We start from the raw sequence: 15,666 nt of genomic DNA on the forward strand, positions 1-15,666 counted from the left end.
CCAATCAGCTTGAAGCTTGCAGCTTGAGGCCCCGGACGAGTAGCCTCCCGCTCCATGACCGCATCCATCCTCTATATACACGGCCTGAACAGCTCGCCTGCCTCGCACAAGGCCAGCCAGTTGAGCCGCGCCATGGTCCATCTTGGCCTGGAAAATCAGTTGCGCGTACCGGCCCTGCACCATCATCCACGCCAGGCCATGGCGCAGTTGCAGGCGCTGATCAGCGAACTCGGCGCGCCGCTGCTGGTAGGCAGCTCCCTTGGCGGCTATTACGCCACTTACCTGGCTGAGCAACACGGCCTCAAGGCCCTGCTGATCAACCCGGCCGTACGACCGCACCTGCGTTTCGACGGTTATCTGGGCCCGCAAAAGAACTACTACAGCGACGAGACCTGGGACCTGACCGAGGATCACGTCCACGCCCTGGCCGAACTCGAAGTCCCGGCACCGCATGACCCTGCGCGCTATCAGGTCTGGCTGCAGACCGGCGACGAGACCCTCGACTACCGCGACGCCGAGCGTTACTACCGCGCCTGCGCCCTGCGCATCCAGGCCGGTGGCGACCACGGTTTCCAGGGTTTTGCCGAACGCCTGCCGACCCTCTTCGCTTTTGCCGGTATTAACGCCACACTCTGGCGTGATACCGACTTTTCCGTATTCAATTGACGAACAAGAGACCCTATGGCCCAGCAGAACGCCTATAACGCAGACGCCATCGAAGTCCTTTCCGGCCTCGACCCGGTGCGCAAGCGCCCGGGCATGTACACCGACACCACGCGCCCCAACCACCTGGCTCAGGAAGTCATCGACAACAGTGTCGACGAAGCCCTGGCCGGGCATGCCAAGACCATCCAGGTGATCCTCCACGAGGACAACTCGCTGGAAGTGCTCGACGACGGCCGCGGTATGCCGGTGGATATCCACCCGGAAGAGGGCGTGCCCGGGGTCGAGTTGATCCTCACCAAGCTGCACGCCGGCGGCAAGTTCAGCAACAAGAACTACCAGTTCTCTGGCGGCCTGCACGGCGTCGGTATCAGCGTGGTCAACGCCCTGTCGACGCGCGTGGTGGTCACCGTCAAGCGTGATGGCAACGAGTACCAGATGAGCTTCGCCGATGGCTTCAAGGCCAGCGACCTGGAAGTCATCGGCACGGTCGGCAAGCGCAACACCGGCACCAGCGTGCATTTCTGGCCGGACGCCAAGTATTTCGACTCCTTCAAGTTCTCGGTCAGCCGCCTCAAGCATGTGCTCAAGGCCAAGGCCGTGCTGTGCCCGGGCCTGTCGGTGACCTTCGAGGACAAGGCCGCCGGCGAGAAAGTCGAGTGGCATTACGAAGATGGCTTGCGCTCCTACCTGGTCGACGCCGTCAGCGAATTCGAACGCCTGCCCGTCGAGCCCTTCTGCGGCGCCCTGGCTGGCAACAAGGAGGCGGTGGACTGGGCCCTGCTGTGGCTGCCGGAGGGCGGCGACGCGGTGCAGGAAAGCTACGTCAACCTGATTCCCACTGCGCAGGGCGGCACCCACGTCAACGGCCTGCGTCAGGGCCTGCTGGATGCCATGCGCGAGTTCTGCGAGTTCCGCAACCTGCTGCCGCGCGGCGTCAAGCTGGCACCGGAAGACGTCTGGGAGCGCATCGCCTTCGTCCTCTCGATGAAGATGCAGGACGCGCAGTTCTCTGGCCAGACCAAGGAACGCCTGTCCTCGCGCGAGGCCGCCGCGTTCGTCTCCGGCGTGGTCAAGGATGCTTTCAGCCTGTGGCTCAACGCCAACCCGGAAACCGGCCTGGCACTGGCCGAACTGGCCATCAGCAACGCCGGCCGCCGCCTCAAGGCGGGCAAGAAGGTCGAACGCAAGAAGATCACCCAGGGCCCGGCGCTGCCTGGCAAGCTGGCCGACTGCGCGGGGCAGAACCCGCTGCGCTGCGAGCTGTTCCTGGTCGAGGGTGACTCCGCCGGCGGCAGCGCCAAGCAGGCGCGCGACAAGGAATTCCAGGCCATCATGCCGCTGCGCGGCAAGATCCTGAACACCTGGGAAGTGGACGGCAGCGAAGTGCTGGCCAGCCAGGAAGTGCACGATATCGCCGTCGCCATCGGCATCGATCCGGGTTCAAGCGACCTGAGCCAGCTGCGCTACGGCAAGATCTGCATCCTCGCTGACGCCGACTCCGATGGCCTGCACATCGCCACCCTGCTCTGCGCCCTGTTCGTCCGTCACTTCCGCCCGCTGGTGGATGCCGGGCATGTCTACGTGGCCATGCCGCCGCTGTACCGCATCGACCTGGGCAAGGAGATCTTCTACGCCCTGGACGACGCCGAGCGTGACGGCATCCTCGATCGCCTGGTGGCCGAGAAACGCCGCGGCAAACCGCAGGTCACCCGCTTCAAAGGCCTCGGCGAGATGAACCCGCCGCAACTGCGCGAAACCACCATGGACCCGAACACCCGGCGCCTGGTGCAACTGACCCTGGATGATTTCGAAAGCACCCGCGAAGTGATGGACATGCTGCTGGCGAAGAAGCGCGCTGGTGATCGCAAGAGCTGGCTGGAAAGCAAGGGCAACCTGGCCGAGGTACTGGCCTGATGCGCAACCACCTCCTTGCACTCGGTCTGTTGGCCGGCGTCGCGCACGCCGAGCCAGTGGTGCTGGAAGAACTGAAGTTGCAGGCTGAGTACCCGGTGACGGAAATGCCCAGCGGCAATCTATCCGGCCTGGCCATGTGTGGCGACACGATATGGGCGGTGTCCGACCGCGACGACGACCGTATCTACCAACTGCATCGTGAAGAGGGCCTGCTGCGCGCCGACGCGGAAACCTTCGTCGCCCCTGAACCGCCCGAGAGCGCTCTACCCTGGGGCCTGCGCATGCGCAACTGGGCGGCTGGCCTGGTACGTGGCGGCAAGCTGGATTTCGAAGGCCTGTCGTGCGATGCGCAGGGCAACCGTTACCTGGCCAGCGAAACCCGTGCCGCCGTGTTGCAGGTCAGCAGCAACGGCAACGCACAGTGGCTCAACTTGCCCAGCGGCCTGGTGCGCCAGGCGCGCGCCAGCGGCATGCTGCTGCATTTCAACCAGGGCTTCGAAGGCATCGCCATCGACCCGGCAGGCGAACGCCTGTGGTTGGCAGCGGAACAACGTCGTCGCGGCCTGACCGTGTTGCATCGGCGCGGCAGTAGCTGGCGCTGCACGGGCGGTTGCGTGCTGACCAGCGATAGCGGTGATGAACCCTCCCCGGAAGCCCTCGGCGGCCATTCGGCCCCTCGCGACTTCTCCGGCCTGGCCTATTTCGGCGAAAAACTCTTCACCCTGGAACGCCAGGCTCATCGTATCTGCCGCCGCACGCTGAGCGACGGTATTGCGGATATCTGCTGGTCATTCGCCGCCGAGGCACTGACCGAGCCGCGCCGCTATACGCCCAACTACGGCATGGCCGAAGCGCTGTGGATCGATAAGGACGGGGCCTGGATCGGCGTCGACAACGGCAGCCAGACCCGCGCCGATGGTGAAGAACGCCCCATCGTCTGGCGTTTCGCTGCGCCCAAGGGCGGCTGGAGCCGGCGCCCGTGAGTGAGCAGACGCCCGGCCGCCGTGCCGGACGCGTGATGTGGGTGCTCGCCTGGGGTGCCGGTCTGCTGCTGGCCACGCATTTCTTCGGCAACTGGGAAGATCGCCAGCGCAATCCCAACCAGGCGCCGCAATCGCTACATGGCGATGGCTTCGTCGAAGTCAGCCTGGCCAGCAGCCGTCAGGGGCATTACGTGGTCAATGGCCAGATCGATGGGCAGAACGTGACCTTCCTGCTTGATACCGGCGCTACCCAGGTGGCGATCCCCAGCACGGTTGCCGAGCAGCTTGGCCTGCAACGCGGCGCACCGATCATCATCAGCACTGCCAATGGCCGTGCCACCGGGCATCGCACACGGCTGGACAGCCTGCGCCTGGGCGATATCGAACTGCGTGACGTCGCCGCACTGATCGCTCCCGGCATGGACGGTGACGACGTGCTGCTGGGCATGAGCGCCCTGAAACAACTCGAATTCAGTCAGAAGGGCGGCACCCTGGTGCTGCGCCAATCAACCTTGCAATGAGGCCCGCATGAGCGAATCCCTCGATTTGAGCCTGGAAGGCGTTGAACGCCGGTCACTCGCCGACTTCACCGAGCAGGCTTATCTCAACTACTCCATGTACGTGATCATGGACCGCGCCCTGCCGCACATCGGCGACGGCCTGAAGCCCGTACAGCGCCGTATCGTTTACGCCATGAGTGAGCTGGGCCTGGACGCCGACTCCAAGCACAAGAAGTCGGCGCGTACCGTCGGTGACGTGCTCGGCAAGTTTCACCCACACGGCGACAGCGCCTGCTACGAAGCCATGGTGCTGATGGCGCAGCCGTTCAGCTATCGCTACACCCTGGTCGACGGCCAAGGCAACTGGGGCGCGCCGGACGATCCCAAATCCTTCGCTGCCATGCGCTACACCGAGGCGCGCCTGTCGCGTTACTCGGAAGTGTTGCTGTCCGAACTGGGCCAAGGCACGGTCGACTGGGTGCCGAACTTCGACGGCACGATGAACGAGCCGGCGACCCTGCCGGCACGCTTGCCCAACCTGCTGCTCAACGGCACCACCGGCATCGCCGTGGGCATGGCCACCGACGTGCCGCCGCACAACCTGCGCGAGGTGGCCGCGGCCTGCGTGCGTCTGCTGGATGAGCCGAGCGCCACGGTCGAGCAGCTCTGCGAGCATATCCAGGGCCCTGACTTCCCCACCGAAGCCGAAGTCATCACGCCCAAGGCCGACCTGCTGAAGATCTACGAAACCGGCCGCGGCTCGGTGCGCATGCGCGCCGTGTACAGTGTTGAGGACGGTGACATCGTCGTCACCGCCCTGCCGCATCAGGTCTCCGGGTCCAAGGTGCTGGAGCAGATCGCGGCACAGATGCAGGCCAAGAAGCTGCCGATGGTCGCTGACCTGCGTGATGAGTCGGACCATGAGAACCCGTGCCGCATCGTCATCATCCCGCGCTCCAACCGCGTCGACGCAGATGAACTGATGACTCACCTGTTCGCCACCACCGACCTGGAATCCAGCTACCGGGTCAACACCAACGTCATCGGTCTTGATGGTAAGCCGCAGGTCAAGGACCTGCGCACCCTGCTCAGCGAGTGGCTGGTGTACCGCGTCGGCACAGTACGTCGTCGCCTGCAGTTCCGCCTGGACAAGGTGGAAAAGCGCCTGCACCTGTTGGAAGGTTTGTTGATTGCCTTCCTCAACCTCGACGAGGTGATCCGCATCATCCGCACCGAGGATTCGCCCAAGCCGGTGCTGATGGAAACCTTCGGTCTCACCGATGTGCAGGCTGATTACATTCTCGACACCCGCCTGCGCCAACTGGCCCGCCTGGAAGAAATGAAGATCCGTGGCGAGCAGGACGAGCTGGCCAAGGAGCGCGAGAAGCTACTGGCCCTGCTCGGCAGCGAAGCCAAGCTGAAGAAGCTGGTGCGCAAGGAAATCATCGAGGACGCCGAGAAGTACGGCGATGACCGCCGCTCGCCGATCGTCGCCCGCGCCGAAGCCAAGGCCCTGTCGGAAACCGAGCTGATGCCGACCGAACCGGTCACCGTGGTGCTCTCGGAAAAAGGCTGGGTGCGCTGCGCCAAGGGCCATGATATCGACGCCACCGGCCTGTCCTACAAGGCCGGCGACGGCTTCAAGGCGGCCGCACCGGGCCGTTCGAACCAGTACGCGGTGTTTATCGACTCGACAGGCAGGAGTTATTCGCTCGCCGCCCACAGCCTGCCGTCGGCGCGCGGCCAGGGTGAACCGCTGACCGGTCGTCTGACACCGCCACCGGGTGCGACCTTCGAATGCGTGATGCTGCCGGAGGACAACGCGCTGTACGTGATCGCCTCCGACGCCGGCTACGGCTTCGTGGTCAAGGGCGAGGATCTGCAGGCCAAGAACAAGGCAGGCAAGGCGCTCCTGACCCTGCCCAACGGCGCCAAAGTGGTCGCCCCCAAGCCCGTCAGCAATCTGGAAGACGGCTGGCTGGCCGCGGTGACCACCGAAGGCCGCCTGCTGCTGTTCAAGGTCACCGATCTGCCGCAACTGGGCAAAGGCAAGGGCAACAAGATCATCGGCATTCCGGGTGAGCGAGTGGCGTCACGCGAGGAGTATTTGACCGATCTGGCCGTGCTGCCCAGCGGCGCCAGTTTGGTTTTGCAGGCCGGGAAGCGTACCCTGACACTCAAAGCCGACGATCTCGAGCACTACAAGGGCGAGCGCGGCCGACGTGGCAACAAACTGCCGCGCGGCTTCCAGCGCGTCGACCAGCTTCTGGTGGAATAGCGTCGGCAACACGCCCCGTTCTTCCGGGAAATCCGCGCTACCAGCCGGCAGTCAAGGCTGGAGTCGTGGCGCGGTTTGACGGATGATACGCGCCCCGGGTCATGCGCGAATGACCCCTTGAATGATATGGGTTCGATGTGCAGCTGCCCCAAAAGCGGCTGCCTGGGATTGATGATGATTGTAGTACGCCCCGTGGCCCTGCTTTTGACCACACTGCTCGTATTGAGCGGTTGCAGCCTGCTGCAGCAGAAGCCGGTGCCTCTTTACCAACTCGATAGCGGTAGTGCCGTAACGCCGACCAAGGACAACGGTGTAACCGTACTGGTCGGTCCGATCAGCGTGGCAGATTACCTGCGCCAGCAGAATTTGCTGCAACGCCAGGCAGACGGCAGCCTGGTCGCGGCTCAGGATGCGCGCTGGGCCAGCGGCCTGGCCAACGACATCGACCAGCAGATGCTGCGCCAGTTGGCCTGGCGTCTGGACAGCCAGCGCCTGGTGCTGGCCCCGGCGGCGCCCGGCTTCAGCGCCGATGCGCAGGTCATGCTGACCATTACACGCCTGGACTCCGGCCCAACTCAACCCGCCGTACTCGAAGCGCAATGGCGCCTGCTCGACCGCCGAGGACAACTGCGCGACAGCCGCCTGATTCGCCTGGAAGAGCCGCACAACGGGCCTCTGGCTGAACAGGTCAAGGCGCAGAGCGCCCTGCTGCAACGCCTGGCCGCGGAACTGGCGGTGGCCATCCAGCCCATCGCAGCGGCTGAGCCCACGCCTGAGCCCCCGCGCAAAAAGACCCCGATCGCCAAAGCCAAACCGCAGGAACCTGCAGCTACCGGGCCGAAAATCCCGGTGGCAGAACCCATCAAGATCGATACGGAAGTCTTCCGTTTCTAAACAAAAAGCCCGCAATTGCGGGCTTTTTGTTTGCGACCAGGACGCACTGGGACGCTCTATTTGAGCTCGCCGGAACTCTTGCCCAGCACCCGACGCGCGACGATCAGCAACTGAATCTGCTGAGTACCCTCGAAAATATCGAGAATCTTCGAGTCGCGCGCCCACTTCTCCAGCAGCTCATCCTCGCCATAACCGAGGGCGCCGGCCAGCTCGACGCACTTGAGCGTCACCTCGCTGGCCACGCGCCCGGCCTTGGCCTTGGCGATGGAGGCCTCTTTCGAGTTGGGTAGCTTGTTGTCGGCCATCCACGCCGCTTTCAGCGTCAGCAGACGCGCAGCCTCCCATTCCGCCTCCAGGCGATACAGCGTAGCCTCGGCATGACTGACGCTGAGCAGTGGCTTGGCGTAATCGAAGCGACAGCCGGCCTTGCTCAGCAGCTCACTAGCACGCTCCAGGGCGGCGCGAGCCACACCGACGGCCATCCCGGCGACCAGCGGGCGGGTGTTATCGAAAGTCTCCATGACCCCGGCGAAGCCTTTCTGCACGTCGATCTCGGCATTGCCCAGCAGGTTGGCAGCCGGCACCCGACAGTCGCTGAAGCTGATCGAGGCCGTATCGGACGCCTTGATCCCCAACTTCTTCTCCAGACGGGTAACCGTCATCCCGGGCGTACCCTTTTCGACCACGAAGGATTTGATCGCCGCTCGGCCCAGACGCTTGTCCAGGCTGGCCCACACCACCACCGAGTCCGCTCGCTCGCCAGATGTAACGAAGATCTTTTCGCCATTGAGGATGTAATGATCACCATCCTTCACCGCCGTGGTGCGAATTGCCGCCGAGTCGGAGCCGCATCCCGGCTCGGTAATGGCCATGGCCGCCCAGGTTCTGCCGAAGCGTGTCAGTTGCTCGTCATTGGCCACCGCCGCGATGGCCGCGTTGCCCAGCCCCTGGCGAGGCATGGCCAGCAATAGGCCAACGTCGCCCCAGCACAGCTCCATCACACCGAGCAGCGCCGCCATATTGCCGCCGTTCCTGTTGCTCACGGGCCGCACCACGCTTGCTGGCCGAACCAGCGCCGACGGCCTCGGGAGAGCCTTCGTTCATGCCGTCGAGCAGCGCGGCAAGCAGATCCAGCTCCTTGGGATAGGCGTGCTCGACCTTGTCATACTTGCGCGAGATTGGCCGGAAATAGTGCTTGGCCACCTGTCCAGCCTGGTGTTGCAGGCCTCGGAATTTCTTCGGAGTTTCCAGATTCATCGTTGCCACCCTATAGATGAAGGCCGCCAGCGAGCACGGCGACGCTGCGCAGGTCGCGATACCAGCGCTCGACCGGGGGCTCCTGGGTAAAACCATGGCCGCCGAGCAGTTGCACCGCATCGGAGCCGATCTTCATCGCCTTTTCCGCACAGAGCAGACGCGCCAGGTAAGCCTCGCGGCGAAATGGCAAGCCGGCCTCGGCACGTGCACAGGCACGCCAGGTCAACAGACGCATGGCATCCAGTTCGATGGCGATATCGGCCACCATAAAGGCCACCCCCTGACGGTGGCTGATCGGCTCACCGAACGCCTGGCGCTCGTTGCAGTAAGTCATCACGAAGCCCAGCGCGGCCTGGCCCGTCCCCACAGCCAGTGCGCAGAACGCCAGCGCGCCGAGGTCGAGAAAGGCCTTAAAGTCGAACCCCTTGCCGGCCAGGCGGCAGTCGCTCGGCACCTTGACGCCCTTTAGTTGGATACGCGCCAGCCCGCAAGCCTTGAGCCCCATGCAAGGCTCGGCACGGCGACTGACACCCTTGCTCGCCGCGTCGACGACGAACAGCGCTGGACCATCGCCCGCCTGGGCGCTGACAACCAGCCGGCTTGCCTCCAGCCCCGCGATGACCAATGTCTTCTCACCGTCGAGCAGATAGTGCTTGCCGCGCTTGCGCGCCCGCGTCGCCGGCTGAGCTGGGTCGGCCAGCACACCAGGCTCATTGACAGCCAAGGCGAAGACTGGCGCGCGTTCCTCAGCGACGAACGCCGGCAGCCAGGCGGCCTGCTGCTCCGCAGTGCCCCAGCGGCGAATGCAGTTGGCAGCCGACAGCGGCACCAATAACGCGGCTGCCAGGGAAAAGTCGCCCTGCGCCAGGCTCTCGGCGATCAGCGCATTGCTCAATACCGTACGCTCACCGGCCAGACCACCTTGCGCTTCACCGACGCCATAGTGAGCCAGGCTCAACTCATGGGCCTGGTTGATCAACGCAGCAGGCACCCGTGCCTGAGCGTCGGCCTCATGCGCAGCGGGGCGCAACACGTCTAGGGCGAAGCCTTGCAGCATATCCACCAGCATCTGCTGCTCATCGGTCAAGGACAGGTCGAACAGATCACCCGCCGCAGGACACGCCTCGCGCGGCTTGCTCGCTGCACGTCCGGCAGCCAGACGAAAACTGGCGCGACTACCGCTGTAGACGAGTTTTTCGAAGGACTTGCGTACCTTGAGGCGATCCGGCCAGTCGGCCTGGGCCAGTTTGCTCAGTACGCTCAGCGCCTGGCCCTGTACATCGACAACCATGGCATCTCACTCCAGAGAGGAATGCCATTGATGATGAAGTCAGAACCGGAGAGTGCCTATGACCCTCAAGCCGCCGCCGGGCGGCAATCGGGTCAAGCCATGACTGGAAACGAACAGACGGAGCAAGACTCGCGCCTTGCTCAGCCCGCGTTCACTTGCTGCGAATCTTCTCGACGATTGCCGTGGTGGAGCTGTTCTCCACCAGACCAAGCACGCGCACTTCGCCGCCATAGGCCTGGACGATGTCGGCACCGACCACCTGGTCGACATCATAGTCACCGCCCTTGACCAGCACATCTGGCTGCACCTGCTTGAGCAGGCGCTCGGGCGTGTCTTCACTGAAGCTCACCACCCAGTCCACCGCCCCCAGGCCAGCGAGTACCGCCATACGGCGGTCGACCGCATTGATGGGGCGGCCGGGGCCTTTCAGACGGGTGACCGAAGCGTCGTCGTTGATAGCCACGATCAGACGATCGCCCTGCGCGCGCGCCTGCTCCAGGTAGGTCACGTGACCGGCGTGAAGGATATCGAAACAGCCATTGGTGAAGACGATCTTCTCGCCATGGGCGCGGGCATCTTCGATGGCGATCAGCAATTGATCCAGGCTCAGTACGCCACGCTCGGAACCTTCTTCGCGCTGCACCGCACGACGCAGCTCGGGCGCGCTGATGGCTGCAGTGCCCAGCTTGCCGACGACGATGCCAGCGGCCAGATTGGCCAGGGCCACCGCCAGCGGCAGCTCCTCGCCCGCCGCGATGGAGGCGGCCAGGGTGGAAATCACCGTATCGCCTGCGCCTGTGACGTCGAACACTTCACGGGCACGGGCCGGCAGATGCAGTGGCGCATGCTCCGGGCGCAGCAGGGTCATGCCGTGCTCGCCGCGAGTCACCAGCAAAGCGCCCAGCTCCAATTCGCGCATCAGCTTGGCGCCTTTGCTGACCAACTCGGCCTCATCGGCACAACCGCCGACGATCAGCTCGAACTCGTGCAGGTTAGGCGTGATCAAACTGGCACCACGGTAGATGGAAAAGTCCTTGCCCTTGGGATCGGCCAGCACCGCAATGCCCTTGTTGCGCGCCGCCTGGATCAGCACCTGATGGTTCTGCAGCGCACCTTTACCATAGTCCGATAGCACCAGCACCTTGACCCCATCGAGCAGTGCATCGACCTCACGCGCCAGAGCGGCGGTGTCGGTTCTGAACGGTTCCTCGAAGTCCATGCGCAGCAACTGCTGGTGGCGGCTCATGACTCGCAGCTTGACGATGGTGGGCTGGTCATCGATACGCTGGAAATGGGTTTCCACCCCCACGCCCTGCAGGCTGTCGCTGAGGCTGTCGGCGGCTTCGTCCTCACCCGTGACGCCAACCAACAGCGCCCGCGCACCGAGTGCCGCGATATTCAGTGCCACGTTGGCAGCACCACCTGGGCGGTCCTCGATCTGGTCGACACGCACCACGGGCACCGGGGCTTCGGGAGAAATCCGCGAGGTGCCGCCATGCCAGTAGCGATCGAGCATCACATCGCCCACTACCAGAACGGCAGCTTGGTCATAGCGGGGCATGGTCAGATTCATGGGAGCTCCAAAGCAAAAAATGGAGAGAATAATAACATGGGCACTCACTCAGCCCGAACGTCCCGATCTGGTGACGTGCTCACCCAGAACAGCTCATGACGGCGTACTGCTTTACGGAAGAAATCATCCTGGCCGACTTCGGGCCAACGCCGCCCAGCCAGCACCCACTGAATTAAGCGGCGGAGGCGTTTTTTGAATGGCAATGGTGCCTGCAGATCATGCTGCATAGCCAACGCCTGCGCCTTGTCCATCCGTACAGAATCTTTCAGAAGCGGGCTCCACAGTCCGTTGATCGACAGACCTGTATGGCAAGGGGGCAAAGATATGCCATTACCAGCAGGTCCCATGGGCCAACGATCATTATCGTATAGGTGATTGGCATAGAGCAGACGCACCGCAGGGCGCCAATCACTGAGGGCAACGGCCTCGTCGAGAAGCTTACTGGTCTGGATGTGATCAGGGTGAGGATCTAGTTCAGGGTGAGGCAGAACTACCACCTCTGGACGAAAAGCGACAAGCAGAGCAGCCAGATCACCAACAAGATTGCGCCACGATGGCACGCCGTCGACATCGCCAGGCAGAGTAATGGGATTAAAGCGGCGCACACTGCGTATATCCGACTCCCCCGACTCCAGAGACGGGAAAGCCTGCTCTGGAGCCGATGCCATGGGCGTCAGCTGAAGACAGTAGTATCCCAACTGCACGCACCGGCTTGCAGGGACCCCCCCCCACAGCGGAACAGCTAGGCTACTCCAGCTACGCAGACGCCCCTTGAGACGTGCCGCTGCGGCCTTGTCGAGCCCCATTCGCGCATAGTTATGAGCCTCGATCTCACCTTGAGTAAGCGTCACAATAAAGGCCTCGTCACTTCGACTATAGAGACCAAAGGCAGCGAGCTCGGCATCGTCCGCATGCGGCGCGACGACCATCACACGTCGCCTTGCATAATCAGGGTTTGAAAATGCGTATAACCGTACGTCAGGCGAAAGCCGACAGAAGCGCGTACGCAATCGCAGCTTTCCACTCTGCAACTCGGGCAACAAACCAGAAATATTGAGGTAACGCCGACCACACGCGCCTTGCTCAAAATCCTGCCTGTCGAGCACAGTCTCACCACAGATCAGAACATGGGGGTCTAACCAGCGTCCCAGCCAGGAGCTACGGATAAAGACTTCAAGAATAAGTGTATCCATTGCCTCCGTGAGATCGACGGCATCCAGAACTATCAGCCCCTTGTTCAATGTCCCGGTAGCAATCTGGCTCGAAGTAGGAAAGGAGTACTGGTAGTCGTCTCGCGGGGAGTAGAAGAGATGGTCAGAGAACCAAGCCTCGTGAGCAATCCAAGCCACCAGCAAAAGTACTGGCAGGCTACTCCAGCCAGCAAACCAGTCCAGCGCCACCATAATAGGTAGCGCCACAGCCATAGTAATGCGCTTGTTGCGCCGATGACGGCGCAACAGTCCTTGCTTACGTGTTTCCATTTCTTTATGTCCGAAACGCGGCAACCCTGTTGCACCAACGATCCTTGTACTCTCGATCGGCTCTACCAAAAGAGTAGCGCAATGCCTTTCCTTGCTGTCGAGCGTCAGACCATGCAGCTTGAGTATTGATGAAACTCAGGACACTGCCCGGACTGAGGTGTTGAGCACGGGGGTCAACTCCGCCGTTGATGTATTCGTAACTGCACCAGTTTGGCGACTCAACCCTGTACAACACCTGAACAGCAACCGGAACGCCATCCAACATCAGCAAGGAGCCTTGAAGCAACTCGCGCAACAACGCAAACACGTCGCCCAGATGGCCTTTTCCAGGCACGGAAAAGCCCCAGCGGCGCTCGAACAACTCGGTATAGATAGCAGCGAATTCATCTGGAGCGAACTCGCCCACTGAACGGACCGTGCCGCCAGCATCCTCGAATAGACGCAGCTCACGTCTCTGATTGTAGCGAAACTTCTTCGAAAGCTCTTCAGGGGCCCGGGCCATCGCCAACTGATCTTTCTGCTGGCGAAGCCCTGAGAAAGCGGTCCGATTAAGTTCGGAGATATAGCTCACGTCATGCCGCAACGGTGCTCCAGCGTCCATGGCGGCAGGCAGAATGACTTCAGCATTACCAAGATCAAAGAGTTCGCGCAGCCCTTTGCTCTTCAGAACCATGCGTGACAGCGCGAGGTAACGCCCCCATGTAGGAATAGCAGCCTGAACTTCTCCCCCAGCACAGTAGCCGAGATAACGCACGGGTATACCGGCAAGGCCAGAAAGCCGCTCGACCACTAGCGGGTGCGTAATGACGCTACCTCCGAATCGGCTCCAAGCTGAGGCATAGTCCGCCGCCTCGATTGTCTCCCAGCCACGCTCCCGCCAGAGACGCAGATAACAAAGCATCAAGTATCCTGCTCGATTGAATTATCTGTGACAGCGTCCTCAAATTGCGTGGAATGCAAGCGAGCGTAGTATCCGTTACGCACCAACAAATCGGCATGGGTGCCTCGCTCCACGATCTCCCCGCGATCCATGACCAGAATCAAATCAGCTTTCTCTATGGTAGAGAGGCGATGAGCGATCACCAGAGTCGTACGCCCTTTCATCACCTGATCCAGTGCCGCCTGAATATGACGCTCAGATTCGGTATCCAATGCGGAGGTCGCTTCATCGAGAATCAGCAGCGGAGCATCCTTCAGAAGTGCGCGAGCTATTGCAAGACGCTGGCGCTGCCCCCCCGAGAGCAGTACGCCGTTCTCACCGACCAATGTGTCGTAACCATCGACCATGTTCTCGATGAACTCGGCCGCGTAAGCATCTTCGGCAGCCCGCTTGACTGCTTCAAGTGGAGCACCGACCAGATCACCATAGGCAATGTTGTTACGCACGCTGTCGTTGAACAGGGTGACATGCTGGGTCACCAACGCAATGTGCCGGCGCAGGTTACGCAGAGTGTAGTCTTCAACATCCAGGCCATCGAGCAGGATCTGCCCCTGCTCGTGGTGATAGAAACGCGGAATTAGGTTGGCCAGGGTCGATTTGCCGCTACCGGAGCGACCGACCAGCGCCACCATCTGCCCAGGCTCGGCGACGAAGGAAATGTTGTTCAGGACAAGCTTTTCCGAGCCTGGGTAGCTGAAACTCAGCTCCTTCACCTCCAATCGACCACTGACGCGCTCGCGCTCTTGGGTGCCATGATCGACCTCCGGTTCTTCATCGAGCTGCTCGAAAATGCTTTCGGCACCGGCGACACCCTTCTGAATCGTCGAGCTGACCTCGGACAACTGACGGATCGGCTTTGGCAGCAAACCGGCCAAGGTGATGTAGGCCACTAGGTCACCTGCCGACGAGTCACCACGCAGCCACAGCACGAGGAACATCAACACCGCCATGGCGCTGTAGATCACCAACTGAAGGGAAGGAGTATAAACGGCGTTGGTCTTGACCATCTTCAGCTGCTTGAGCTTGTTTTCCTCACTGGCCCCCAGAAAGCGCTGCTTCTCGTAATCCTCGCCACCAAAGCTGCGCACGACCCGGTAGCCCTGAATGCTCTCGGAGGTGACATGGGTGACATCGCCCATGCTGGTCTGGATTTTCTTGCTCTGCTTGCGGAATTTCTTGCTGGTACTGGTAACCATCAGACCGATTATCGGCAGGATTGCCACCATCACCAGGGTCAACTTCCAGTTCATCCACAGCAAGGTGGCGAACAGGAAGATGACCGTCATGCCCTCACGCACCACGACCTTAATCGCATCGGTCGCAGCGCCGGTGACCATGGTGACGTTGTAGGTAATACGCGAAATCAGATGGCCGGAGTTATGGTTGTCAAAGTAGCGGTTGGGCAGGGTAAGCAGATTATTGAATAGCTCTACACGAAGATCCTGAACCAGCCCCATTGATACCTTGGCCAGGTAGTAATTGCCCAGAAAGGATCCTAAGCCCTGCCACAACGCGATCATTACAATCAGCAGTGGTACGGCTTGCAACAGCTTTAGCTGAGCGAGTCCGGGCGCATGCTCAAGCACCCAAGGCACACCGGCGAACAAGCCAGCATCGGGGTTACTTAGCCCATCGACAAAAAACTTGAGCATGTACCCCAGCATCGGCTGGGTAGAAGCGAAAATCAGAAACCCGACGAGACTGATGGTGAACAGCCCCCAGTAGGGAACTACGTAGCGCAACAATCGCAAATAGACTTTCAGGCTCGATTGTTGGGTAGGATTGGCCATTCAGCTCGTCTCACAGGCAGGATTAGCAAGAAGCGATTGTACCAGCACTGCCTATTTAAGCGCCCAGGCGCATCAGAAGTTTTGCCATCATAGTAGCAT

At 61.8% G+C, this 15,666-nt stretch carries 11 protein-coding genes and 1 pseudogene; 6 read left to right on the forward strand and 6 right to left on the reverse strand.

Features of this window, described 5'->3' with window-relative positions; translation table 11 throughout:
• Positions 1-54: 54 nt before the first annotated feature.
• From CDO35_RS04375 to CDO35_RS04400, 6 genes are all read left to right on the forward strand, one after another.
• Positions 55-666: a YqiA/YcfP family alpha/beta fold hydrolase gene (locus CDO35_RS04375; protein WP_099522737.1), complete on the forward strand. Its 612-nt coding sequence runs from the start codon at positions 55-57 to the stop codon at positions 664-666.
• A 15-nt stretch (positions 667-681) separates the two neighbouring features.
• Positions 682-2,580, forward strand: coding sequence for a DNA topoisomerase IV subunit B (gene parE / locus CDO35_RS04380; protein WP_099522738.1), 1,899 nt, complete (start codon positions 682-684; stop codon positions 2,578-2,580).
• Positions 2,580-3,563 carry an esterase-like activity of phytase family protein gene (locus CDO35_RS04385; RefSeq protein ID WP_099522739.1) on the forward strand — a complete coding sequence of 328 codons (984 nt, stop codon included), beginning with the start codon at positions 2,580-2,582 and terminating at the stop codon, positions 3,561-3,563. The genes parE and CDO35_RS04385 overlap by 1 nt, the downstream gene beginning before the upstream one ends.
• Before the next feature lie 35 nt (positions 3,564-3,598).
• Positions 3,599-4,084 carry a retropepsin-like aspartic protease family protein gene (locus CDO35_RS04390; protein ID WP_425048525.1) on the forward strand — a complete coding sequence of 162 codons (486 nt, stop codon included), beginning with the start codon at positions 3,599-3,601 and terminating at the stop codon, positions 4,082-4,084.
• A gap of 7 nt (positions 4,085-4,091) precedes the next feature.
• Entirely contained in the window at positions 4,092-6,341 is a 2,250-nt protein-coding gene (gene parC / locus CDO35_RS04395; protein WP_099522741.1) for a DNA topoisomerase IV subunit A, read from the forward strand.
• Positions 6,342-6,512: 171 nt separating this feature from the next.
• Positions 6,513-7,235 (forward strand): PqiC family protein, encoded by a 723-nt coding sequence (locus CDO35_RS04400; protein WP_099522975.1) that lies wholly within the window; start codon positions 6,513-6,515, stop codon positions 7,233-7,235.
• 56 nt (positions 7,236-7,291) lie between these two features.
• Here CDO35_RS04400 and CDO35_RS04405 read toward each other — a convergent pair.
• The 6 genes and pseudogenes from CDO35_RS04405 to msbA all read right to left on the reverse strand — a co-directional run bounded on the left by CDO35_RS04405 (position 7,292) and on the right by msbA (position 15,567).
• Positions 7,292-8,492: pseudogene (locus CDO35_RS04405) on the reverse strand (acyl-CoA dehydrogenase family protein).
• 10 nt (positions 8,493-8,502) lie between these two features.
• Positions 8,503-9,783: an acyl-CoA dehydrogenase family protein gene (locus CDO35_RS04410; RefSeq protein ID WP_099522742.1), complete on the reverse strand. Its 1,281-nt coding sequence runs from the start codon at positions 9,781-9,783 to the stop codon at positions 8,503-8,505.
• Positions 9,784-9,934: 151 nt separating this feature from the next.
• Positions 9,935-11,356, reverse strand: coding sequence for a bifunctional D-glycero-beta-D-manno-heptose-7-phosphate kinase/D-glycero-beta-D-manno-heptose 1-phosphate adenylyltransferase HldE (gene hldE / locus CDO35_RS04415; RefSeq protein ID WP_099522743.1), 1,422 nt, complete (start codon positions 11,354-11,356; stop codon positions 9,935-9,937).
• A gap of 44 nt (positions 11,357-11,400) precedes the next feature.
• Entirely contained in the window at positions 11,401-12,837 is a 1,437-nt protein-coding gene (locus CDO35_RS04420; RefSeq protein ID WP_099522744.1) for a PIG-L deacetylase family protein, read from the reverse strand.
• Positions 12,838-12,841: 4 nt separating this feature from the next.
• Positions 12,842-13,738: a GNAT family N-acetyltransferase gene (locus CDO35_RS04425; RefSeq protein ID WP_099522745.1), complete on the reverse strand. Its 897-nt coding sequence runs from the start codon at positions 13,736-13,738 to the stop codon at positions 12,842-12,844.
• The gene (gene msbA / locus CDO35_RS04430; RefSeq protein ID WP_099522746.1) at positions 13,738-15,567 is read right to left on the reverse strand and encodes a lipid A export permease/ATP-binding protein MsbA; all 1,830 of its coding nucleotides are present in this window, start codon (positions 15,565-15,567) and stop codon (positions 13,738-13,740) included. Before msbA ends, CDO35_RS04425 begins: the two co-directional genes overlap by 1 nt.
• Positions 15,568-15,666 lie beyond the last annotated feature (99 nt).

The organism is Pseudomonas sediminis (assembly GCF_002741105.1).
Classification (GTDB): domain Bacteria; phylum Pseudomonadota; class Gammaproteobacteria; order Pseudomonadales; family Pseudomonadaceae; genus Aquipseudomonas; species Aquipseudomonas sediminis.